This window comes from Thauera sp. GDN1 (genome assembly GCF_029223545.1).
GTDB lineage: Bacteria > Pseudomonadota > Gammaproteobacteria > Burkholderiales > Rhodocyclaceae > Thauera.
Map to the genome: position 1 here is coordinate 3,458,592 of NZ_CP097870.1, position 22,661 is coordinate 3,481,252.

At 69.3% G+C, this 22,661-nt stretch carries 19 protein-coding genes; 1 reads left to right on the top strand and 18 read right to left on the bottom strand.

The window, feature by feature from the left end; all coding sequences use genetic code 11:
• Positions 1 to 32: 32 nt before the first annotated feature.
• The 6 genes from CKCBHOJB_RS15905 to peaA form a co-directional block, all read right to left on the bottom strand.
• A complete protein-coding gene (locus CKCBHOJB_RS15905) occupies positions 33 to 1,535 on the bottom strand; it encodes an aldehyde dehydrogenase family protein (RefSeq protein WP_281049640.1) in 1,503 nt (500 codons plus the stop codon).
• 50 nt (positions 1,536 to 1,585) lie between these two features.
• On the bottom strand, positions 1,586 to 2,902 hold the full coding sequence (locus CKCBHOJB_RS15910; RefSeq protein ID WP_281049641.1) for an alginate export family protein: 1,317 nt from the start codon (positions 2,900 to 2,902) through the stop codon (positions 1,586 to 1,588).
• A 114-nt stretch (positions 2,903 to 3,016) separates the two neighbouring features.
• Entirely contained in the window at positions 3,017 to 4,153 is a 1,137-nt protein-coding gene (gene peaD / locus CKCBHOJB_RS15915; RefSeq protein WP_281049642.1) for a quinohemoprotein amine dehydrogenase subunit beta, read from the bottom strand.
• An 11-nt stretch (positions 4,154 to 4,164) separates the two neighbouring features.
• Positions 4,165 to 4,491 carry a quinohemoprotein amine dehydrogenase subunit gamma gene (gene qhpC, locus CKCBHOJB_RS15920; RefSeq protein WP_004253576.1) on the bottom strand — a complete coding sequence of 109 codons (327 nt, stop codon included), beginning with the start codon at positions 4,489 to 4,491 and terminating at the stop codon, positions 4,165 to 4,167.
• On the bottom strand, positions 4,488 to 5,918 hold the full coding sequence (gene peaB / locus CKCBHOJB_RS15925) for a quinohemoprotein amine dehydrogenase maturation protein (protein ID WP_281049643.1): 1,431 nt from the start codon (positions 5,916 to 5,918) through the stop codon (positions 4,488 to 4,490). The genes qhpC and peaB overlap by 4 nt, the downstream gene beginning before the upstream one ends.
• 68 nt (positions 5,919 to 5,986) lie before the next feature.
• Positions 5,987 to 7,570: a quinohemoprotein amine dehydrogenase subunit alpha gene (gene peaA, locus CKCBHOJB_RS15930; protein ID WP_281049644.1), complete on the bottom strand. Its 1,584-nt coding sequence runs from the start codon at positions 7,568 to 7,570 to the stop codon at positions 5,987 to 5,989.
• Positions 7,571 to 8,090: 520 nt separating this feature from the next.
• Between peaA and CKCBHOJB_RS15935 the strand changes: the two genes are divergently transcribed.
• Positions 8,091 to 9,077, top strand: coding sequence for a helix-turn-helix domain-containing protein (locus CKCBHOJB_RS15935; RefSeq protein WP_281049645.1), 987 nt, complete (start codon positions 8,091 to 8,093; stop codon positions 9,075 to 9,077).
• A 102-nt stretch (positions 9,078 to 9,179) separates the two neighbouring features.
• On the opposite strand, the gene CKCBHOJB_RS15940 is transcribed toward CKCBHOJB_RS15935, so the two are convergent.
• The 12 genes from CKCBHOJB_RS15940 to CKCBHOJB_RS15995 all read right to left on the bottom strand — a co-directional run bounded on the left by CKCBHOJB_RS15940 (position 9,180) and on the right by CKCBHOJB_RS15995 (position 22,658).
• Complete coding sequence (locus CKCBHOJB_RS15940; RefSeq protein WP_281049646.1) at positions 9,180 to 10,523, bottom strand: FAD-dependent monooxygenase; 1,344 nt, start codon at positions 10,521 to 10,523, stop codon at positions 9,180 to 9,182.
• On the bottom strand, positions 10,513 to 11,196 hold the full coding sequence (locus tag CKCBHOJB_RS15945; protein WP_281049647.1) for a S8 family serine peptidase: 684 nt from the start codon (positions 11,194 to 11,196) through the stop codon (positions 10,513 to 10,515). Before CKCBHOJB_RS15945 ends, CKCBHOJB_RS15940 begins: the two co-directional genes overlap by 11 nt.
• Positions 11,197 to 11,198: 2 nt before the next feature.
• On the bottom strand, positions 11,199 to 12,923 hold the full coding sequence (locus CKCBHOJB_RS15950; RefSeq protein ID WP_281049648.1) for an ABC transporter ATP-binding protein: 1,725 nt from the start codon (positions 12,921 to 12,923) through the stop codon (positions 11,199 to 11,201).
• 94 nt (positions 12,924 to 13,017) lie between these two features.
• Positions 13,018 to 13,938, bottom strand: coding sequence for an MBL fold metallo-hydrolase (locus CKCBHOJB_RS15955; RefSeq protein WP_281049649.1), 921 nt, complete (start codon positions 13,936 to 13,938; stop codon positions 13,018 to 13,020).
• Positions 13,935 to 14,129 (bottom strand): DUF1289 domain-containing protein, encoded by a 195-nt coding sequence (locus CKCBHOJB_RS15960; RefSeq protein WP_281049650.1) that lies wholly within the window; start codon positions 14,127 to 14,129, stop codon positions 13,935 to 13,937. Before CKCBHOJB_RS15960 ends, CKCBHOJB_RS15955 begins: the two co-directional genes overlap by 4 nt.
• Positions 14,126 to 14,326: a DUF1289 domain-containing protein gene (locus tag CKCBHOJB_RS15965; RefSeq protein ID WP_281049651.1), complete on the bottom strand. Its 201-nt coding sequence runs from the start codon at positions 14,324 to 14,326 to the stop codon at positions 14,126 to 14,128. The genes CKCBHOJB_RS15960 and CKCBHOJB_RS15965 overlap by 4 nt, the downstream gene beginning before the upstream one ends.
• A 184-nt stretch (positions 14,327 to 14,510) precedes the next feature.
• The gene (locus tag CKCBHOJB_RS15970) at positions 14,511 to 15,446 is read right to left on the bottom strand and encodes a hydroxymethylglutaryl-CoA lyase (protein ID WP_281049652.1); all 936 of its coding nucleotides are present in this window, start codon (positions 15,444 to 15,446) and stop codon (positions 14,511 to 14,513) included.
• A 92-nt stretch (positions 15,447 to 15,538) separates the two neighbouring features.
• Positions 15,539 to 17,227: an AMP-binding protein gene (locus tag CKCBHOJB_RS15975; RefSeq protein ID WP_281049653.1), complete on the bottom strand. Its 1,689-nt coding sequence runs from the start codon at positions 17,225 to 17,227 to the stop codon at positions 15,539 to 15,541.
• 210 nt (positions 17,228 to 17,437) lie between these two features.
• The gene (locus CKCBHOJB_RS15980) at positions 17,438 to 19,441 is read right to left on the bottom strand and encodes an acetyl/propionyl/methylcrotonyl-CoA carboxylase subunit alpha (RefSeq protein ID WP_281049654.1); all 2,004 of its coding nucleotides are present in this window, start codon (positions 19,439 to 19,441) and stop codon (positions 17,438 to 17,440) included.
• 57 nt (positions 19,442 to 19,498) lie between these two features.
• Positions 19,499 to 20,167: a DUF4126 domain-containing protein gene (locus CKCBHOJB_RS15985; protein WP_281049655.1), complete on the bottom strand. Its 669-nt coding sequence runs from the start codon at positions 20,165 to 20,167 to the stop codon at positions 19,499 to 19,501.
• Positions 20,168 to 20,244: 77 nt separating this feature from the next.
• Positions 20,245 to 21,036, bottom strand: coding sequence for an enoyl-CoA hydratase/isomerase family protein (locus CKCBHOJB_RS15990; protein WP_281049656.1), 792 nt, complete (start codon positions 21,034 to 21,036; stop codon positions 20,245 to 20,247).
• Between the two features lie 14 nt (positions 21,037 to 21,050).
• Positions 21,051 to 22,658 (bottom strand): carboxyl transferase domain-containing protein, encoded by a 1,608-nt coding sequence (locus tag CKCBHOJB_RS15995; RefSeq protein ID WP_004291842.1) that lies wholly within the window; start codon positions 22,656 to 22,658, stop codon positions 21,051 to 21,053.
• Positions 22,659 to 22,661: the final 3 nt, after the last annotated feature.

The following is a 22,661-nucleotide window of genomic DNA, read 5'->3' on the forward strand; positions in this document are numbered from 1 at the left end:
CGCCGCCGGCCACGCCGCGGCGCGCAGGGCGCTCACAGGGCCATGATCACCGACTTGCTCTCGGTATATAGATCGAGCACCGCGCGCCCCATCTCGCGACCGATGCCCGACTGCTTGTAGCCGCCGAAGGGCATCGAGGCGTCGAGGATGTTGTGGCAGTTGACCCACACCGTTCCGGCCTTGATCTTCGGCAGCAGCCGATGCACCCGCGACAGGTCGTTGGACCAGATGCTGGCACCCAGGCCGTAGGGCGTGTCGTTGGCGCGGCGGGCGACCTCGTCGAGATCGTCGTAAGGCATCGCGACCACCACCGGGCCGAAGATCTCCTCGCGCACCACCTTCATGTCGTCACGGGTGTCGACCAGCACGGTGGGCTTGACGAAAAAGCCCTCGCCCTCGCCCGCCGCGCCGCCCGCCAGGGCGCGCGCGCCCTGGTCGAAGCCGCTGCGGATGTAGCCGAGCACGCGCTGCTGCTGGGTGGCCGAGACCAGCGGACCGATCTGGGTCGTGGGGTCGATGCCGGCACCGAGCTTCATGCCGGCGGCGATCTCGGACAGGCCCTCGACCACGCGTTCGAAGCGGCTCTTGTGCACATACAGGCGCGAACCCGCGCAGCACACCTGGCCCTGGTTGAAGAAGATCGCCTGCGCCGCGCCCGCGGCCGCCACCGCCGGATCGGCATCGTCGAGCACGATCACCGGGCTCTTGCCGCCGAGTTCCAGCGACACCCGCGTCATGTTGTCGAGCGCGGCCTTGCCCACCAGCTTGCCGATCTCGGTCGAGCCGGTGAAGGCGACCTTCTCGATACCGGTGTGCGCGGCCAGCGCGGCGCCCGCGGTGTGGCCGTGGCCGGTCACCACGTTGAACACCCCGGCCGGGTAGCCCGCCTCCAGCACCAGCTCGGCGAAGCGCAGCGCCGACAAGGGGGTTTCCTCCGCCGGCTTGAGCACCATGGTGCAGCCGGAGGCCAGCGCCGGTCCCGCCTTCCACGCCGCCATCAGCAGCGGGAAGTTCCACGGGATGATCGCGCCGACCACGCCCACCGGCTCGCGCCGGGTGAAGCCGAAGAACTCGCGGTTGCGCACCAGCGGCACCGACACTTCCATCGTCGAGCCCTCGAGCTTGGTCGCCCAACCGGCCATGTAGCGCAGGAAATCCACCATCAGCGCCAGGTCGACCGCGCGCGCCATGGTCACCGGCTTGCCGTTGTCGAGCGCCTCGATCTCGGCCAGCTCCTGCGCGTTCGCCTCGACCAGGTCGGCCAGGCGCAGCAGCAGGCGCTCGCGGTCCACCGGGCGCATCTTCGGCCACTCGCCCTGCTCGAAGGCCTTGCGCGCCGCCGCCACTGCGCGGTCGATGTCGGCCGCCTCGCCCGCCGGCACGCTGGCAAACACCTGCGCGCTGGCCGGGTCGACCACCTCCAGCGTGCCGCCACCGACGGCCTCCAGCCACTCGCTGCCGATCAGCATGCGTTTGGGCTGGGCCAGGAACCGGCGTGTGTTGGCGCTCAGCAATTCACCCTTGTATCGATCCATCTCTTGTCTCCGACTACTTGTGTATTGGTCTGGGGAAGGCGTCGTCGCCATCAGAAGTTGAACAGCATCACCGCCTGCAGATAGACGTTGCGCCGGTCGTTGCCCTGCGCCGCCTTCACGCTGTCACCGCGCGGCTCGTAGATACCGATCAGCGGCACGAAGGTGAAGTTGTCGTTGATCTGCCAGAAGGCGAACAGGTCGATCTCGCGTCCGTCGAGATCCGGGGCGTCGCCGATGGACTTGATGTCCCAGTACTGCAGGCTCACCGACAGGTCCGCACGCGGGGCCACCGTCAGCTCGACGCGATCGAGCTTGTTGCCGCTGTTGGCCGGGCCGGCATAGTTGGCGGCGACCTCGCCCTGGAACCAGGTGCCGAGGCCGCGGCTGAGGCCGAAGAACAGCGGATCGAAGGCCTCGTTGCGATCGGTCCCCGCCTTGTCGGCCGAGAAGCGCGCATGACGGTAGTTCAGCGTCGGGCTCCACGGCAGGTCGGCGAAGGTCCAGCCGCCCTCGACGGTCCACGCGTCGGCGTCGTTCTTCACCACGTCGCTGCCGCCACGCTGATCGACGTACTCGAAGGACAGGAGCAGGTTCTCCACCCCCAAGCTGCCCTGGCCACGCAGGCTGGTGATGCGCATGCCGTCGCGGCGGTCGAAGATGCCCAGCCCGGCGCCCTTGTCCACGTCGAGCACCTTCATCCAGCTCAGGCCCAGGGTGCCGTGGGTCTCGGACACGTACTCCACATTCAGGCCGCCAAGCTCGGTGTCCTGCTGGTAGGGATTGTCCGACTGCAGCCAGAAGGCGTCGCCGCGCACGGGGCCATCCGGATCGACACGCAGGATGGCGGTGTTGCCGAAGCTCTTCTTCGCCGCCAGGTAATAGGCGCCACCGCGGTCGACGTCGGCACCGCCGAGCAAGGCCCCCTTGCCGAGGTTGATGCGGTCGCCCGCGATCAGGAAGCCGTCTCCGAGCTGGAACTGCTGGCGGCCGAAGGAGAAGTCGAGCAGGCCGCCGGCGCTGCGCCAGCCGAGGTAGGCGTCCTCCAGATCGACATCGCGCTCGCGTCCGCTGGTGTAGCCGCCGGCGTCGCCGTCGCCCCAGGTGCCCTGCGCGATCGCGCCCAGCCCGCCATACAGTTCACCCTCGCCGGCGCGGGTCTTGCCGACCAGCACGCCATGCACGAAGGCTTCGCGCCACTTCTTGCCGCCCTCGGCAAGATAGTCCTCGCTCGTCGAAAAGGCGCCGGCCATGCCGTCCACGTTGAAACCCAGGGTGGTGCCATCGCGTTCGTAGAAATCTGCGGCCTGCGCGCTGCCCAGCGTGGCCAGGCCCGCGAGCACGGCGGCCAGCGTCGTTTGAATGCGCATGATGTTCGTCTCCTGATTGATTGTTTTGGGGTGCGCGGGACCCTCGGGGCCGGTGAGGGCCCCGATGAATGCCCCGCGACGCGGGTCAGCGGATCAGTGCTTGGGAGTTCGGGCTCAGCGCACGAAGACCTGCCCGGTGCCGAGCGACATGTCCCCGCCCGGCAGCGTCACCTGGCCGACCTTGGCCAGGGTGTCGGCGTCATGGATGGAGATGTCGTTGAAGGTGCCGGTGAGATAGAGCCGGCTGCCTGACTGATTGGCCAACACCGTGTAATAGGTGTGGTCCAGTTCGGCGGCCTGCAGCAGCTTCTGCTGGGCGATGTCGTACTTGGTCAGGCGATGCAGCAGGCCGTAGATGATGTTGCGGTCTTTCGGCGAGCGGATGCCGGTGAAGTAGATCTCGGTCAGCGGGCCGAACTCGCGCGCCTCGGTCTCACCATTCTTCAGGTTGACGTTCAGGAAACCGTATTGGTACTCGGCGGTCGCCATGTCCTGCTTGTCGTCCTGGAACTTTGCCGTGGTGTACAGAATGGTGAAGTCCCGGGTGGGCGTCTGTACCGGCCACAGGTAAAGCACATCGAGCGGAGCGTGGGTCGAACGTTGCCAGTCCCGGATCGGCAGCGCCACCGTCATGGCACCGGTCTTCACATCCACCTTGTAGATGTTCGGGCCCGCCAGGTAGACCGCGCCGTCGTCGCCCGACTGCATGATGTTGGCCTGGCGCGGGGCCGGGAACGTGCGCACCGGCCTGGCCTCCAGGCCGGCACCGGTGTCGTAGACCGCGAAACGTGGCTCGCCGACACGATAGTGGTCGCGGTTGATCGTGGTCGGGTTCTGCACCGCATACAGCTCCTTGCCATCGGGGCTGATGGTGAAGGAACCGATCGACTTGGCGCGCTCGTTGTCGCCCTGCGACATCTCGGCGCGGAAGGTGAGCTTGCAGGTATCGAGATCGACGCCGTAGATCGTGCCGAAGCGGTTGTTCAGCACGTAGGCGGTGCGGCGGTCGGGCGCGATCTGCGTGATGCCCGGCCCGAAGGCGTCGGGCAGCTTGCAGGTCTTGTAGACGCTGTCGCTGGCCAGGTCGACCACGTTCAGGTTGTTCGGGTAGTTGGCCACCATCAGGTATTCGCTGCCGGGCTTGAGCGCCAGCGACTCGTTGGCGGCGGCGGCATGCAAGGTGCCGGCGGCCAGGCAGGCAAGCGCAGCCGCGCTGCGGCGCAGGGCGCCACCGATCATCGTCTTCTTCATGTCCGCCCCCTTTACAGCTTGTCGCCCGGGAAGACCGAGCCGAGATTGCGCCAGTCCTCGCGGGTGTTGGCCGCGTCCTTGTTCCAGTCCGGGTAGGTGTTCATCACGTCCGGCACCTGCGCCGGCCACCAGCACGGGTCGGCACAGCCGTAGAGGTCCGACTCCATCGGCTGGCACAGCGATGCCACGCCGCCGAAGGCGTCCACTTCCCAGCCCGGGTCCACCGTCGCGGTGCAGCCGGCGATGGCGCTCATCGCCACCACTTCCTCGACCCGGTCCTCCGCGACCGCCTTGTCCAGCAGCCGCGCCTTGTTGTTGATCGCCTTGAGATGTTTCATGACGCCCTCCTCGGGGAAATATGCTTTTCGATGAAGGCCGGATTGCCGGCCATGATGCGGCTGTAGACCTCGATGCCGAAGTCCACCCAGTCCCGCATCAGATCGCAGTAGTGATAGGTGGGGTGTGCCGGATCGCCGTAGCGCGCGTAGCTCTCGTGGTAGCAGCCGCCCGAGCACAGGTTGCGGATGCGGCAGCTGGCGCAGCCGGTATCGGTGCGATCCAGGCGCTGGGACAGGAAGTCGCCGAGCTGCTCGCGCTTGATGCCGTTCTTCACGTCGCCGAAGGTCGGCAGCGTGGAGCCGGTGAAGCGGTGGCACAGGTTCAGTTCGCCCTTGTGATCGACCGCCAGCATCTTCAGCCCGGCACCGCAGGGCAACGCCTTCTTGTGGCCTTCGTGCAGGTCGGTGATCAGCTGGTGCATGTTGGAGAAGCCGATGTTGCGCCCCTCCAGCGCCGCCTCCAGGTAGCGCGCACCGAGCCGCTTGAGCCCGGCGAAGACCTCGACCAGCTCCTCGCCCGTCAGGTTGAAGGTGCTGATGTCGCCCGAGGTCACCGGCGCGAAGCCGACTTCGGCAAAGCCGAGCTCGTTGAACAGGTGGTCCCAGATGCGCTCGACCTCGGTGGTGCCGTGGGTCAGCGTGACGCGCGCGCCAACCGGCCGCGCGTCGTAGCGCGACAGCAGGCGCTCGGCCTTGCGCCGCACGGTCTCGTAGGTGCCCTGACCACCGACGGTGAGCCGGTTGCGGTCATGGATCGCCTTGGGGCCATCGATGCTGATCGACAGGCCGAAGCGGTGGGCGTTGAGCCAGTCGATGGTGTCGTCGGAGAGCAGGGTCGCGTTCGTGGTCATGACGAAATCGACCTGCTTGCCGAGCTCAGGGAAGCGCGTCTCGCAGTACGCCACCACGTCCTTTATCAGCGGCAGGTTGCTGAGCGGCTCGCCGCCGAAGAAGACGACGTTGTAGCGCGGCTCGTCGGGCGACTCGCGCAGCATCATCTCGATCGCATCTCGTGCGGTCTCGAAAGCCATCTTGCGGCCCGCCGAGGGCTTGTCGAGATCTTCCTTGTAGCAGTAGGTGCAGCTCAGGTTGCAGCCGGTGTTGACGTTGAGCACCACCGTGGTGAGCGGGAAACGCTCGAAGGTGTGCGCGAGCGCCCCGGCGCCGGCCGGGCGGCCGTCGTCGATGAGCTCGAGCGCCACCAGCTCGCGGATCGCATCGGCCACCTCCGCGGCGTCGAACTCGGTGCGCAATCCGTCGATCAGGGCCTCGGCGGTGAGGCTCTGGCGACGGATGCGATCGATCAGCGCCGCAGTCAGCGGGTCGAGCGCGAACAGCGAACTGCTCGGGATGTGGAACAGCATGCGCGTTTCATCGACGCGCAGCTCGTGCAGGTTGTTCTGCACCAGATTCAAGACGGCACCCATGGGAGCCTCCTTCGGTGTCGGGATTGCGGGGGGCAGGCGGCGCCTGCCGGAACACAGCGCACCACCGATCAGGGCAGCGGCGGGTTGTTCCAGCGCGGCGGCGCCACGATGACCTGACCTTCGCCCCGCAGCCTTTCGCCACCCTGCTCCACCTCGGCCACCACCTTGAGGTTGCCCACGTTGCTCGCCGACATGCGGCGTGCCGGGTTGGGACCAGCGTCTCCGGGCACGAATACGCCGCTCGCGGCATCCATCAGACCGGCGAACTTGACGTCCTGGTCGTGCGCAGACACCTCGTTGAAGGGCTCCACCGACCACTTCGCCGGCATCACGCCGATGCGGAAATCGTCCTCGGTGCCGGCCTTGCCGTCGGCGCCAGCCGCCCACGCCTCGGCATCGAAGCGCGCCTCGACCTTGGCCGTCGGCGTACCGTTGCCGCCAATGCGTGCGACCGCGAACGCCGGCAGCACCTTCACCGCGGCCACGCTGTCGTACAGCGCCAGCGCGCCGCCCGAAACCTTGCCGACCGCCACCGGGTGCACGCCGCGCGCCGCGGCATCGGCCTGCACGCGAACCACCACCTCGGTCGCAGAGCGCTTGACCGTGTCGATCAGCTTCACGCCCGCGGGCAGCGTCACGTCGCCCGCCAGACCGGAACCGACGATGCGCAGCTCGGCGGTCTCGCCGGCCTTCAGGTACGAAGGATGCACCGCCAGCACGCGGCTGTTGCCGGCCTGCTGCAGGCTGGCGACCACATCGGCACCGACCTCGTCCTGGTCGCGCAGGAACATGCGGCCGCGCATCACGCCGTCTTCCACCGCGAACACCTGGCGCATCGGCGTGCCATCGATCACCAGGTCGCCGCGCCACTCGTAGCCGGTGTAGACCAGCGCCTGCCCCCTGCCCTTCATCGGCCTGCCGTCGTCCCAGTGGCCTTCGAAGGCGAGCGCATAGCGGTCCTGGCCCTCGCCAGCCGCCACCTTCATCACGCCCGCGAAGCCGCCGCGGCCGGTCATGTGGCCGCTCAGGCTCCACTCGCCCTTGACCGCCTGCGGCGCGCGCGCCTGCCACTGCTTCCAGGCTTCGGACTCCAGCGGCAGCTTGCTCGCCAGCTCGGGCACCATCTCCTTCAACGCGATGCCGAACCAGTCGCGGTCGCGGCCCAGGGCCTGGTATTCGGCGGTGGGGTACTGACCGAGGTGGAAATGCACCAGGTGCTCCCACTCCGACGCGGGGCGGCGCTGCAGCAGCACACGGGCGCCGGTATGGCAGCGCGCGCACATCTGGGTGAACTGCTCCGACTCGAAGGCCTCCATGGTGTTGAGGCGACGCTCCATCGCATAGCGCGCACCGGCGGTCTCAGACGGCGCCAGGCCCTGGGTGTCGGCCAGGTGCTTGACCACCGTGCGGCGCTCCTCGTCGGTGATCTTGAGGCCGTGGATGATCTGCATGCGCGCCACCGACATCAACCAGCCCTCGGGCGTCTTGCGCTGGTGGCTGATGCGGCTGATGCCGTCATCGCTTTCGGTATGACAGGGCAGGCATTTGGCGCGGATCAGCGCTTCGGCCGAGGCGTGGGCCGGGGGGGCCGCCAGCGAGATGCCGAGCGCAGCCAGGCTGCTCATGGCAGTGGCAAGGGTTCTGATTTTCAAGACCGGTCTCCTCTTCATATCCTTTGATGAGGCGTCCTCCCACCGGGCCGGCCCTGGCCGTCCATGCACGGAGAACACCGCAGCGCTGCACAGACCGAGGACGACCACGGACGCCGCGCGCAACGGGCGATCCGATCCTGTCTCCTCCTCACGCCACCGCAAGGTCACGCGAGTCCGCGTCCAGCCCTTCTGCGAGGGCCTGCACAGCTGCTGGCTTTGCCTCCAGCTGTCCGGTCGGCGCCGGATCCATGCAGAAGGCGAGCAGATCGTAGGCGCGGACCTTCCGTGCGCGTTATCCGAAAACGGCAAGCGAGGGCGAGGGCCCGGCCACGGCTCCAGGTTGCAAAGTCACCCACCACCGTGCCATCCTGAAAACCGACCGCGCAGCAGGGGAGAAACGTTCACTTAACCCCTGTTCCGGCAGGGACATACATAACGACAAGCACGATCGGACACCGATCGAGAGAGGACGAGACATGTTCACCAACGCCACCTGGCACCTGCCGAGGGGGTGCGGGCAATGAGCCCGGCTGCCCAGCCTTCGGTTCGCGCCCCCTACTCCTACACCTTGCGCGACACGCTCGACGCCGATGATCACGCGGCCTGCCTGACCAACTGGCAGCAGCGCTACGACCAGCTGACGGCGGGCGCTTTCGCCGGCGTGTTCGAGGAGTTCTGCTTCGGCAAGGTGCAGCTCTTTCGCGAGGGCCTGAACCAGTCGGTGCATCAGGCTGGCGGCGCGTGGCGCGGCTCACGCACCTTCGCCGTGCCGATCGCGATCGAAGGCACGGGCTGGTTCGGCGGCGAGGTCTATGACGCGCAGTCCATGCTGACCCTCGGGGGCGACGACGAGCTCGATTTCCGCACCCCGCGCCGGCTCGAGATCCTCGCCTGTACCGCCGATTCGGCGGCGCTCCACGACTATGCGCAGCAGGTGGACCACCGCAACCTCGAGGCCGAGCTCGCCGGGCGCAAGCTGGCGCCCGCCACGCCCGAGGGAATGACAGCGCTCGGCCAACTGCTGGCGACCATGATGGCCAGCCTGCGTGCGACCCCCGAACTGCTGCTCCACCCGCAGATGCGCAAGGCCATGGAGCAGGCCTTGTTCGCCACCCTGCTCGACACGCTGTCGGTCGGCAGCGGACAGGCGGCACCGGCCCCGTCCTGTCGCGCCCGCCAGCTCGTGGTGGCGCGCGCACGTGCCTACATGGAGGCCCACATCGACGAGCCGATCACGGTCGCCGACCTGTGCATCGAGCTCGGCGTGTCGCGCCGCACCCTGCAGTACAGCTTCCAGGACGTGCTCGATCTCAACCCGGTGAGGTTCCTGCGCGCCATCCGCCTGAATGCGGTGCGCCGCGCGCTCAAGGCCGCCGACCCCAGCGGCCGCAGCACGGTCGCCGACATCGCCGCGCGCTGGGGCTTCTGGCACCTGTCGCACTTTTCCGCCGAGTACAAGACGATGTTCGGCGAACTACCGTCGGACACGCTCAGGCGTGCCGGCTGAAGCGGAGCGGCGCGCGCGCCAAATAGATTTTTTTGCTGGAACCATTAGCCCAAATCGGCAACGCGCTCTCCGCTTCGACCACAAAATTCCTGCCGTCAGCGTTCAAACGAGCCAGTTCTGGGCCTGCATCCAGGCCAGCAAGGCCGCAGCGCGCGCCGGCTCGAGTCCGAAACGGGCACACAGCAGTGCCTCGCACCTTCCTTTGTCGGACGAAGAGCCGCCCGCCGCACGCAAGGCGGCCAGCATGGGCGCCACCGCCAGGCCGTCGACGTGCCACACGCCGAGCGGCTGGTCGGGCGTCACCATCACGTCCTCCTCGACGATCCGTCCCGCGCACACCACCGGCGCGCGCGCGACACGCACGGTCTCGGGCGTCACCGCGGCGTGCAGCGGTGCGGCATCCGGCCAGCCGCGGCGTGCGGCCCAGAACGGGGCCTGGGGCCAACGCGTTTCCTGGGCGTAGAAGTCGCGCCCGATGCGGGCGAAGCGGAAGAACAGATGCTCGATCCGACGCGTGTGGAACTGTCGCGCAAGCGCGGCGCGGCGGGGGTCGTGGCGCAGGGTGGCCACCACGGCCGGCGCCTGCAGTGCGGACGACAGGGCCTGGAAGATGCCATTGCCCGACAGCGGATCGACCGCCATTGCCGCATCGCCGACGCGGATCCAGTCATCGCCCGCCGCCACTTCGTTGAGCACCGCCGTGCTGGTGCGCGCGTGCGGTTCGCCGACCGGCTCCGCATCGCGCAGGAAAGGCGCCGCTGCCTCCACCGCGCGAAACCGTGCGCTGCAGTAGTCGCCGAGCGCCTTCTTCGGCGGCAGGTCGGCGCTGGCGACGTCCATCGTCAGCTGGAGGTAACGCCGCCCGTCGGCCAACGCGGCCATCCACATCCAGCCATCCTCGACGCTGAGCACCGCCGAAGCCGCCGCGCCGGGCGGTCCCTGCCAATACTGCAGCAGCGACACCGTCTCCACCCCGCGCACGCGCGGCGCTCCGCCACCGGGCGCGGCACGGCCACGGGCTTCGACGAGGAAGTCCGCCGCCAGCGTGCGTGGCCCGGCGTCGGAGTCGATCTCCAGTTCGTGACGTCCGGGCGCCGAATGCAGTGCCGTCACCCGGCCGCGCACCACCGGCACGCCGAGGCGTTCGAGATCGTCGAGCAGCCCGCGGTCGAAGCGCTGGCGGTCGACCAGGCTTTCCACGTTGGCTTCGGTATAGGTGCCATTCCACACCGCCCGCCGCGGCGAGGGCGGCGCAAAGGCCGTCAGCGCCTGCTGCAGACCGAGGCCGCGCAAGGCGTCGATGACGCGCGCCGACACGCCTTCCACCGCGGCGAAGCGGCGCGGCTCGCCCACCAGCGTCACCGGCTCGCCCATCCGCGCCAGCCCGATCGCCGCTGCCGCGCCCGCAGGCCCGGCGCCAATGATCACAATGCCTTCAGCCGCCATGATGTCTGCTCCTCGGATTGTCCACGCCGTGGTGGCTGGCCTGCTCCGCCAGCCAGGCGCGCAGGGTGCCTACGCCCCCACCGTCCGCCAGGTGCCGCGCCGCCTGGCCGCTGAGCCAGGCGCAGGCCATGCTCGCGCCCGCGCCGGCGAGACCGCCATCGAGCGGGCGCACATGGGCACCGAAATCGACCTCGGCGGAGCAGATCGCGGCGAGCTCGCCAGGCGCGCAGCGCGCATCGCCGCTCACCCGCAGCACACCCGCGAAGCCTGCCGGATACACCGCATCGCCGCGCGCCGGCGCCGCCGCGCACAGCACGACACCGGCCGCCACCGCGCGCGCGCAGGCTTCGGCCAGCGCCGGCCGCGGTTCGCGCAGGCCCAGGCTGAGATTGACGAGTTGGGCGCCGTTCGCCACCGCCCAATCGATCGCCGCCGCCACCTGCGTCGCAGTGGTCGTCAGACGATCGCGGAACACCTGGGCGACCAGCAGCTCGGCCTGCGGCGCGCAATGCAGCAGGATGTCGGCCACGCGGCTGCCGTGGCCGAGCGCGTCGGCGGTCACCGGCTCCTGGCGAACGCCGCTGTCATCGAGCACGAAGGCAGCCGCCGCCCGCACCCGCAATGCATGCACCGCGGCGCAGCCACTATCGACCACCGCGATCCGCGCTGCCATCCCTACACCGTCTCCGCAGCCAGCGGCAGCACCTCGAGCCGCCCGGCGTCGAGCCGCACGCGCAGATCGCAGCCCGCGAGCGTCGCCGCGCGGTGGCTGATCAGGATGCGGGTACGTCCGGCAAAGAGCGCGTCGACCTCGGCGATGATCGCCGCCTCGGTGGCCTCGTCGACCGCCGAGGTCGCCTCGTCCAGCACCAGCACACAGGGGTCCTGCAGCAACGCGCGCGCAATCGCGATGCGCTGGCGCTGGCCGCCGGAGAGCTGCTGGCCACGCTCGCCCAGCGGCGTATCCAGGCCTTGCGGCAGGCTTTCAATCAGCGCATCCAGATGCGCGCGCCGCGCCGCCGCGCGCACCGCCTCGTCGCCCGCCTGCGGCGCAGCGTAGCGGATGTTCTCGGCGAGCGTGCCGCGGAACAGCACGATGTCCTGGCTCACCACCGCCACCGCGCGGCGCAGCTCGCCGAGCGGGATCGCGCGCAGGTCGACGCCGTCGAGACGGATGCTGCCGGCGTAGGGATCGTAATGGCGGTGCAGGAGGTCGATCAGGGTGGACTTGCCGGCGCCCGAGGCGCCGGTGAGCGCCAGCTTGCTGCCGGCAGGAATCGTCAGCCGGGCGCTGTCGAGCACCGCCTCGGCGCGCCCCTGGTGGCGGAACACGACCCCCTCGAACTCGATCCTGCCCTGCCAGGCCCGAATGACGGCCTGCGCCGAGGCGGCATCCTCCACGACATCGGCCGCGGCCTCGCGCAGCTCGCTGACCCGCATCAGGCTCACGCTCATGCGCTGGATCGCGACATAGAGGCCAAGCAGACTGTTGACCGGCCCGGTCGCCATGCCGAGGTAGGTGGAGAAGGCGATCAGCGCACCGAGCTGCCAGCTGCCGTCGATCACCCACCAGCCGCCGATCATGAACGCGGCGGCGCGCGTCAGCGAGGTCAGCGTGGACGGGATCGCTTGGGTCATGAACTCGGTGCGCTGCAGGCGCAGCAGGTCGTCGAGGTAGCGCGCGCCGAGACCGTCGAGGCGGCTGCGCTCGTCGGCCTCACGCCGCGAGGCCTGGATGAACTTCATCGCCGGCAGGGTCTCGACCAGGAAGCTCGACACGTCCGCCGCGCGCTCGCGCACGGTGCGCGTGCGCACCTCGACCTTGCGCCGCATCCAGCGCAGCCAGAGGGTTTCGAGCGGCACCAGCACCAGCACCAGCAGCGACAGCTTCCATGACAGGCTCAGCATCAGCGCCACCGCCCCGACCAGGCCGATCACGCTGCTCACCGCGGCGAACAGGCTGTCGACGGCGAAGCGCTGGATCTCGGCGACATCACCGTCGAGGCGCGACATCAGGTCGCCCATGCGCTGGCGGCCATAGAAGGCTGGCGACAGCGTCTGCAGGTGGCGGTAGAGGTCGCTGCGCAGCGCGAACAGGATGGTTCCGGACAGGCGGGTGTGCAGTTGGCGGTTCACCCCGGCGAGCACGGTGCCGGCGATGCCGACCGCGATCATCGCGCCAGCGACCATCAGCAGGGTGCGGTAATCGCGCGCCAGCAGGCCTTCATCGATCAGGAGCTTGGTCAGCCAGGGCTGCAGCAGCACCAGCAGGGTGGCGGCGAACGAGAGCAGCAGCAGGCCGGCGATGCGGCGCCGCTGCGGGCGCACGAAACCATACAGCCAGCGCAGGCCGCGGCGCAGTTCGTCGGGGCGCTCGGCGTGGATCAAGCCGGTGATCATGACCTGGCTCGCGGCGACAGCGCGTTCGTTTGGCCAGCATCCCACGGCCGGTCGCGCACGACGAAGAGGCGGCCGAGCACGCGCATCACCCGGCTCAGCTGGCCACCAGCATGCCGTGCTCGCGCCGCGCCACGCCGGCGCGTTCGAGCTCCTTCACCAGCCAGCCGGCGAGCGCGTCCGGCGCCACACCGAGGAAGCGGCGGTTGGCTTCGCGGTACAACGGCGTCTCGTCGAGATGGCGCGGCAGCTCGTCCAGCGCCATGCTGCGCACTTCGAGCAGCTTGAAGGTGACGCAGGCGCGGATGGCGTTGCGCGCCATGCGCGCGCCGTCGGCCTCGAAGGCCTGCAGGCGGGCGAAGGCGCGCTCGAGCGCGTCGTCGAATTCGACGAAGGGTGCGCCGTGACCGGGGATCACCACGTCCACCGCCAACCGGCCGATGCCCTCCAGCGTGCGCCGGGCCTCGCCCAGCCCGTCGCCGGTGCCGAGCACGTCGGCGAACAGGATGCCGAAGCCGTCGCGCCACAGCGCATCGCCCGACATCAGGATGCGGCGCTCGGCGTTGTAGTAGGCGAGCGCGTCCATGTCGTGGCCGGGCGCGGCGATCGACTGCCACTCGAGTTCGCCGGCGAGGAAGCGGTCGCCGGGCATGAGCGTGGCATCCGCGTGAAAGCGCTCGCCGGCCTGGGCGGCGGTGCTCAGCAGCAGCGCGGCTTCGTCCCAGTGCGTCACCGCGCGCTCCATGCCCACCGGCACCGTGATCGTGCACCCGAAGGCGCGCTGCACGCTGGCGTTGCCGCCGATGTGATCGGAGTGCGAGTGGGTGTTGATCAGCCGCCTCAGGCCGCGACCGTCGAGCGCGGCGCGCAGCAGCGCCACGGTCTGCGCGGCATGGGTGACATAGCCGGAATCGACCAGCGTCGCCTCGCTGCCGTCGAACATCAGCACGTTGTTGGCCGACAGCCAGCCGCGCTCGAAGACCTGGACGGTGTCGGGCAGGCGGGGTCGCGGGCTCAATCGCTGCCCTCCCCGAGCTGGGCGGCGACGTTGGGGGGCAGCGCGGGCTGCTCGTTCGCGGGCTGCAGCGCCTCCGGGAGAGGCGCTACCGGCACGCCGTTGATCTCGTCGGCGGTACGACCGCAGCCCAGGCACACGCCCGAATCCCAGTCGATCATGCACACCCCGACACAGAGCACGTCGCCGCTCATGCGCGCGTCTCCACGCTGTGGCCGGCCTCGGCCAGCCATTCGCGGCGCTCGCCGATCGCGGCGAGGATGGCGCGACGGTCATCGTCAGTCGTGCGGCTCCAGCGCGTGATTTCCTCGATCGTGCGCTGGCAGCCTTCGCACCAGCCGGTGTCCGGACTCATGCGGCAGACGTTGGTGCAGGGGGAAGGAACACTCATGGGGACGATCTCTGTTGGTTGCGGGCCGCGCATGCGTGTGCGCCGCCTCATTGATGACCAGGGCGATTATGAACGAGCCGCGGCGCGGCGCGACAGGCAAAGGCCGCACAAACTGCGCGAACCGGTCGACGCACAGCCATCCCGGTCGGCCCTGTTCGCGGGCAAGCCCGCGAACGTCATCCCCTCAAGCGCAGGCGGATTTCGCACGCTTGGCCAGCACCGCGCGCGCCACCCGCGAAGCCGGCTCACGGCCGAGCTGGGCGCTGATCCAGGCGGCGGTGTCGACCAGCGCATCGAGATCGATGCCGGTGGCGATGCCCAGCCCGTTGAGCAACCAGACCACGTCCTCGGTGGCGACGTTCCCCGAGGCGCCCGCCGCGTAGGGACAGCCGCCGAGGCCGCCGACCGAGGCGTCGAAGACCGCCACGCCCATTTCCAGCGACGCATACACGTTGGCCACCGCCATGCCGTAGGTGTCGTGGTAGTGGCCGGCGAGCTTGTCCACCGGCACGCGCCTGCCCACCGCCTCCAGCATGCGGGCGATGCTGGCCGGCGTGCCGACGCCGATGGTGTCGCCGAGCGAGACCTCGTAGCAGCCCATCTCCATCAAGGTCGCAGCCACGTCCGCCACCGCCTGCGGCGCGATCGCGCCCTCGTAGGGGCAGCCGACCACGCAGGAGACGTAGCCGCGCACGCGCACCCCGGCCGCGTGCGCCGCCTCGGTGACGGGGCGGAAGCGCTCCAGCGACTCGGCGATCGAGCAGTTGATGTTCTTCTGGCTGAAGGATTCGGAGGCGGCACCGAACACCGCGACCTCCTTCGCACCGGCGGCGAGCGCGGCCTCGAAGCCCTTGAGATTGGGGGTCAGCACCGGGTAGGCGACGCCGGGCGCGGCGGCGGCGAGCACGCGCGGCAGCAGTTCGGCGTTGTCGCCCATCTGCGGCACCCACTTGGGCGACACGAAGGAGGTGGTCTCGATCGCCTTCAGCCCCGCACGCTCGAGGCGGCGCACGAGTTCGAGCTTGGTGTCGGTGGAGACGAGCTGCTTCTCGTTCTGCAGGCCATCGCGCGGGCCCATCTCGACGATGCGGACGGCGGTTGGCAGGATGGAATTCGCCATGGACGACATCTCCTCGGGTGGTGTTCACATTCTTTTGCGGGAGATTGCGGCTGCGGAGGCAATCGCGACGGCCGCCGCTCCCACAGGGACAATCAGGCCGTCTTCGCCTCGTCGAGCCCGAGCTCTTCCTTCATCTTCTGGCGGATCAGGAATTTCTGGATCTTGCCGGTCACCGTCATCGGGAAGCTGTCGACGAAGCGCATGTAGCGCGGGATCTTGTAGTGCGCGATCTGACCCTGGCAATAGGCGCGCACCTCGTCTTCGGAAAGGCGTTCGCCCTCGCGCACGATGATCCAGGCGCACAGCTCCTCGCCGAACTTCTGGTCGGGGATGCCGACCACCTGCACGTCGAGCACCTTGGGGTGGGCGTAGAGGAATTCCTCGATCTCGCGCGGGTAGATGTTCTCGCCGCCGCGGATCACCATGTCCTTGATGCGGCCGACGATGTTGCAGTAGCCCTGGTCGTCGATCACCGCGAGGTCGCCGGTGTGCATCCAGCCGCCGGCGTCGATCGCTTCCTTGGTCTTGGCCTCGTCGTCCCAGTAGCCGAGCATCACCGAGTAGCCGCGGGTGCACAGCTCGCCCGTCTGGCCGCGCGGCACGATGCGGCCCTCGTTGTCGACGATCTTCACTTCCAGGTGGGGCTGGATGCGGCCGACGGTGGACACGCGGCGGTCGATCGGGTCGTCGGTGCCGCTCTGGAAGCTCACCGGCGAGGTCTCGGTCATGCCGTAGGCGATGGTCACCTCGGCCATGTTCATCTTGCCGATCACCCGCTTCATGACCTCGATCGGGCACGGGCTGCCGGCCATGATGCCAGTGCGCAGGCTGGCGAGGTCGAACTCGGGGAAGCGCGGATGGTCGAGCGCGGCGATGAACATGGTCGGCACGCCGTAGAGGGCGGTGCATTTCTCCTGCGCCACGGTCTCCAGCACCGCCAGCGGCTCGAAGGCCTCGGCCGGGTAGACCATGGTGGCGCCGTGGGTCAGGCAGCCGAGGTTGCCCATCACCATGCCGAAGCAGTGGTAGAGCGGCACCGGGATGCACAGGCGGTCGCCCGGCACCAGCTTGATCGCCTCGCCGACGAAGAAGCCGTTGTTGAGGATGTTGTGGTGCGACAGCGTGGCGCCCTTGGGGTGGCCGGTGGTGCCGGAGGTGAACTGGATGTTGATCGGGTCGTCGAACTGCAGCTTCTCGGACAGCACGGCGAGCGCGGTGAGTTCCTCGCGGCTGGGCGCGCGCAGCAAGTCGTCGAAGTTGAGCATGCCGGGCGACCTGTCGGCGCCCATGCGGATCACCATCTCCAGGCTGGGCAGGCGGTGGCTGCGCAGCAGGCCGGGTTCGCAGTGGCCGAGCTCGGGGGCGAGGTCGGCGATCATCTCGAGGTAGTTGCTGGTCTTGAAGGCGGGCGACAGCACCAGCGCGCGGCAGCCCACCTTGTTGAGCGCGTACTCGAGCTCGGAGCGGCGGTAGGCGGGGTTGATGTTGACCAGCACCAGGCCGGCCTTGGCGGTGGCGAACTGGGTCAGCGCCCACTCCATGTTGTTCTGCGACCAGATGCCGATGCGCTCGCCGGGCTCGAGGCCCAGGCGCATCAGGCCGCAGGCGAGCGCGTCGACGCGGCTCTTCAGTTGTGCGTAGGTCAGGCGCACGTTCTGGTGGCGCACCACCAGCGCCTCGCGCCCGGCGTGGCGGGCGCAGGCCTCGTCGAAGAAGCGGCCGATGGTCTGGCCGATCAGTTGCTTGTCGGATGCGCCGTGAACGTAGCTCTGGGTACTCATCGTGTCGTCCTCTCTCCTCTCGTTCTGATGATGCTTTCTCGCGGTGCGCGCTGCGCTCGATCCGGCTGGCGCGCGCCGATGCCGCCATTTTTCGCGGCTTCCGCCGCTCCCACAGGACAAGTGCGCACCGGCCCCGTGGGAGCAGCTGTCTGTGGGAGCGGCGGAAGCCGCGATCGGCACGCGGGCCAACGACTGACGGTCAACAGCGGCTCATGCCGCGGCGGCCTCGAACTCCACCAGCTCGGCGCCGTCGCCGACCTGGTCGCCGACACCGAAGCGGAAGGCCTTGACCGTGCCGGCGGAGGGCGCGGTGATGGTGTGTTCCATCTTCATCGCCTCCAGGATCAGCAGCGGCGCGCCCTTCTCCACCTTGGCGCCCTCGGCGGCGACCAGCGCGATGACCTTGCCCGGCATCGGCGCCAGCAGCCCGCCTTCGGCACCGCCGCCCTCCCCGCCGTGGTGCAGCGGATCGACCGCAGCCAGTTGCCAGGCGCGGCCCTTGGCGAAGACGTGGCGGCGGCCGGCGGCGGCGATCACGGTCGCGTCCATGCGGGTGCCGTCGAGCTCGACGCGCAGCAGGCCGCGCGGATTGAGCTCGCCGCGCGCCTCGACGCTGCGCCCGTCAATCGTCAGCCGGTACGCGCCGGGCAGGTAGGCGACGTCGACCGCGCGGTCGGTCTCACCGAAGCGGAACAGCAGCGTGCGGCGCGCGGTGGCGTTCATGCGCCAGCCGTCGCGGGCGTGCCAGGGCGAGCGCGCGTCCGCGGTGCGCTGGGCGCGCTTGTCGGCCAGTGCGGTCTCGCGCAGCAGCTCGGCGAGCGCGGCGATCTGCAGCACCTCGTCCGGCACGCCTTCCTCGGCCGGGAACAGATAGGCCTTCTCGCGCTCGATCAGGCCGGTGTCGAGGTCGGCACCCGAGAACGCCGGGCAGGCCGTCAGGCGCGACAGGAACTCGATGTTGTTGGCCACGCCCACCACGCGGTAGTCGGCCAGCGCCTGCAGCATGCGGGCGAGCGCGCGGTCGCGGTTGATGTCCCACACGATCAGCTTGGCGATCATCGGGTCGTAGTGCGGGCTGATCTCGTCGCCCTCCTCGACGCCGGTGTCGACGCGCACGTGCAGCGACTCGGCCGGCGGCGCCAGGTGCACCAGGCGGCCGGTGGAAGGCAGGAAGCCCTTGGCCGGGTCCTCGGCGTAGATACGCGCCTCGAGCGCATGGCCGCGGATCTGCAACTGCTCCTGCGCCAGCGGCAGCTTCTCGCCGGAGGCCACGCGCAGCTGCCACTCCACCAGGTCGAGCCCGGTGATCATCTCGGTGACCGGGTGCTCGACCTGCAGGCGGGTGTTCATCTCCATGAAGTAGAAGGAGCCGTCCTGGTTGGCGATGAATTCCACCGTGCCGGCGCCGACGTAACCCACTGCCTTGGCCGCATCGACCGCGGCCTTGCCCATCGCCGCGCGCCGTTCGAGCGTCATGCCGGGCGCGGGCGCTTCTTCCAGCACCTTCTGGTGGCGGCGCTGCACCGAGCAGTCGCGCTCGAACAGGTACACCACGTTGCCGTGGGTGTCGCCGAAGACCTGGATCTCGATATGGCGCGGCTTGGTGATGTACTTCTCGACCAGCACATGGTCGTCGCCGAAGCTGGAGCTGGCCTCGCGCTTGCAGGAGGCGAGCAGGTCGATGAAGTCCTCGGACTTCTCCACCAGGCGCATGCCCTTGCCGCCGCCGCCGGCCGCGGCCTTGATCAGCACCGGATAGCCGATGGCGTCGGCCTGCCGGTGCAGGTAGGCGGGTTCCTGGTCGTCGCCGTGGTAGCCGGGGGTCAGCGGCACGCCGGCCGCTTCCATCAGCTTCTTGGCCTCGGACTTCGAGCCCATGGCGCGGATCGCCGACACCGGCGGGCCGATGAAGACGATGCCCTCGCGCTCGCAGGCGTGGCAGAAGTCCTCGTTCTCGGACAGGAAGCCGTAGCCGGGGTGGATGGCCTGGGCGCCGGTGGCCTTGGCCGCGGCGATGATCTTGTCGATCACCAGGTAGCTCTCGCGCGCCGCCGCCGGCCCGATCAGCACCGCCTCGTCGGCCAGGCGGACGTGGCGGGCATTGGCGTCGGCCTCGGAATACACCGCGACGGTCTTGATGCCCATGCGGCGGGCGGTCTTGATCACCCTGCAGGCGATCTCTCCACGGTTTGCGATCAGGATCTTGTCGAACATGTCGTCTCCAGCTTCTTGTCGGAATTCAGCAATCTGTCTTTGCGCTTGATGCAGTCGTCACGGCGCGGGCAGCTCCGGTCGCAATCGGGGCCGGAACACGCGCCGCAGGAAGCGCCACAGCAGCACGATCAGCGCCACCGCCAGCACCAGGAACACCACCAGCGCCACCAGGAACCACAGCGGCTCCTGCAGCAGCATCCACAGCCCGCCGGCGAACAGCGCGTCCTCGCCGAGCGAGGTGGTGACGTTGGTCACCGGCTCGGGCGAGGTGTTGATCGCAACCCGCGCCCCCGCCTTGGCGAAGTGCGTGCCCGCCGCCAGCGTGCCGCCGGCCAGGGCTGCCGCCAGCTGCACCGCACCCGCCTGGTCCCCCATCACCGCCGCGGCCAGCGCCGCGCCGGCCGGGATGCGGATGAAGGTATGCACCGCGTCCCACATCGAGTCGAACCAGGGCAGCTTGTCGGCAAAGAACTCGGCCAGCAGCATCACCCCGGACACCCCGAGCAGCAGCGGATGGGTCAGCACCTCCAGCCCGCCCGGCAACTGCACGCCGCCGAAGCGACCGAGCGCGCCGAGCACGAACACCAGCGCGTACAGCCGCAGCCCGCTCGCCCAGCCCAGTCCCGCCGCCAGCGCGGCAAGCGAGGCCATGTCCAGCGGCAGACCGCTCCAGTCGAGCAGCGCGGTGAGCTCGGTCGGCCAGCTGCTGAAGGCGTAGGCGTCCATGGCGATGTCCCCCGGTGTTCTCGAGACTCAGCCGGCGAGGCGGTCCGGGCGCTGCGAGGCCGGGGCTTGTCCGCGCCTCAGCCCTGCTCGATCCACGCCGCCGGGCGCTTGTCGAGGAAGGCGGCCAGGCCTTCCTTGGCCTCCGGCGTGGCGCGCAGGCTGGCGATGCGGCGCGCGGTGTCTTCCACCACCGCGTCGCTCACCGGCCGGTTGGCCACCGCGCGGATCAGGTCCTTGGCCGCGGCCTGCGACTTCGGGCCGCCCTGCAGCAGGGCTTCGACCACTTCCTTCACCTTGGCGTCCAGTTCCTCGCTCGCCACCGCCTCGTGTGCCAGGCCCAGATCGGCCGCGCGTGCCGCGTTGATGCGCTCGGCAGTCTGGAAGTAGCGGTAGGCCTGGCGCTCGCCGATGGCACGGATCACGTAGGGACTGATCGCCGAGGGGATGATCCCGAACTTGACCTCGGAGGTGGCGAACACCGCCTTGTCCCCCGCGATGCAGATGTCGCAGGCGCTCGCCAGGCCCATGCCGCCACCCAGCGCCGCGCCATGCACGCGCGCGATCGTCGGCTTCTTCATCTCGGCCAGGGTGCGCAGCATGCCGGCGAGCTTCATCGCGTCGGCGAAGTTCTCCGCCTCGCTCGCCTCGCCGGCGGCCTTCATCCAGTTGAGGTCGGCGCCGGCGGAGAAGCTCTTGCCGCGCCCGGCCAGCACCACCGCGCGCACCGAATCGTCGGCATCGAGCTCGATGCAGGCGGTGGTGAGGTCGGCGATCAGCTGCGCGTTGAAGGCGTTGTGCACGTCCGGACGATTCATCCAGATCGTCGCCACACCGGCTTCGCGGGCGACCTCCAGGGTCTCGTAGCTCATGTCTCGACCTCCCATTACATCCGGAACACGCCGAACTTCGTCGGCTGGATCGGCGCATTCAGCGCGGCCGACAGCGACAGGCCGAGGATGCGCCGCGTCTGCGCCGGATCGACCACGCCGTCGTCCCACATGCGCGCGGTGGCGTAGTAGGGGTGGCCCTGGAACTCGTACTGCTCGCGGATCGGCGCCTTGAAGGCCTCTTCCTCTTCCTTGCTCCAGCTGCCGCCCTTGGCCTCGATGCCGTCGCGACGCACGGTGGACAGCACGCTCGCCGCCTGCTCGCCGCCCATCACGCTGATGCGCGAGTTGGGCCACATCCACAGGAAGCGCGGCGAGTAGGCACGGCCGCACATGCCGTAGTTGCCGGCGCCGAAGCTGCCGCCGATGAGCATGGTGATCTTGGGCACCTGCACGGTGGCGACCGCGGTCACCATCTTGGCGCCGTCCTTGGCGATGCCGCCGTTCTCGTACTTGCGGCCGACCATGAAGCCGGTGATGTTCTGCAGGAACAGCAGCGGGATGCCGCGCTGGCCGCACAGCTCGATGAAGTGCGCGCCCTTCTGCGCCGATTCGCCGAACAGGATGCCGTTGTTGGCGACGATGCCCACCGGGTAGCCGTGGAGTTGGGCGAAGCCGCACACCAGGGTCGTGCCGTAGCGCGCCTTGAACTCGTCGAAGCGCGAGCCATCGACCACGCGGGCGATGATCTCGCGCACGTCGAAGGGCTTGCGGGTGTCGGTGGGGATGATGCCGTAGATCTCTTCCGGGTCGTACAGCGGCTCTTCGCCCTGGCCGAGCGCCAGGCCGATCGGCTTGGTGCGATTGAGGTTGGAGACGATGCGGCGCGCGATGTAGAGCGCGTGGGCGTCGTTCTCGGCCAGGTGGTCGGCCACGCCGGAGAGCCGCGTATGCACGTCGCCGCCGCCCAGGTCCTCGGCGCTCACCACCTCGCCGGTCGCCGCCTTCACCAGCGGTGGGCCGCCGAGGAAGATCGTGCCCTGGTTCTTGACGATGACGGTCTCGTCCGACATCGCCGGCACGTAGGCGCCGCCGGCGGTGCAGGAACCCATCACCACCGCGACCTGCGGAATGCCCCTGGCCGACATGTTGGCCTGGTTGTAGAAGATGCGACCGAAGTGGTCGCGGTCGGGGAAGACCTCGTCCTGCCGCGGCAGGAAGGCGCCGCCCGAGTCGACCAGGTAGATGCAGGGCAGGTTGTTCTGCTCGGCAATCTCCTGCGCGCGCAGGTGCTTCTTGACCGTCATCGGGTAGTAGGTGCCGCCCTTCACCGTGGCGTCGTTGGCCACGATCATGCATTCGACGCCCTGCACGCGGCCGATGCCGGTGATGACGCCGGCGCTCGGCGCCTCGTCGTCGTACATGCCGTAGGCCGCCATCTGGCCGACCTCGAGGAAGGGCGTGCCCGGGTCGAGCAGGTGGCCGACGCGGTCGCGCGGCAGCAGCTTGCCGCGCGCGGTGTGCTTGGCGCGCGCCGCCTCGCCGCCGCCGAGGCTCACCTGCGCAGCCTTGGCGCGCAGATCCTCGACCTGGGCGCGCAGGCTGGCGGCGTTGGCCTGGAAGTCCTCGCTGCGGGTGTTGATGCTGGATTTGATCACGCTCATCGC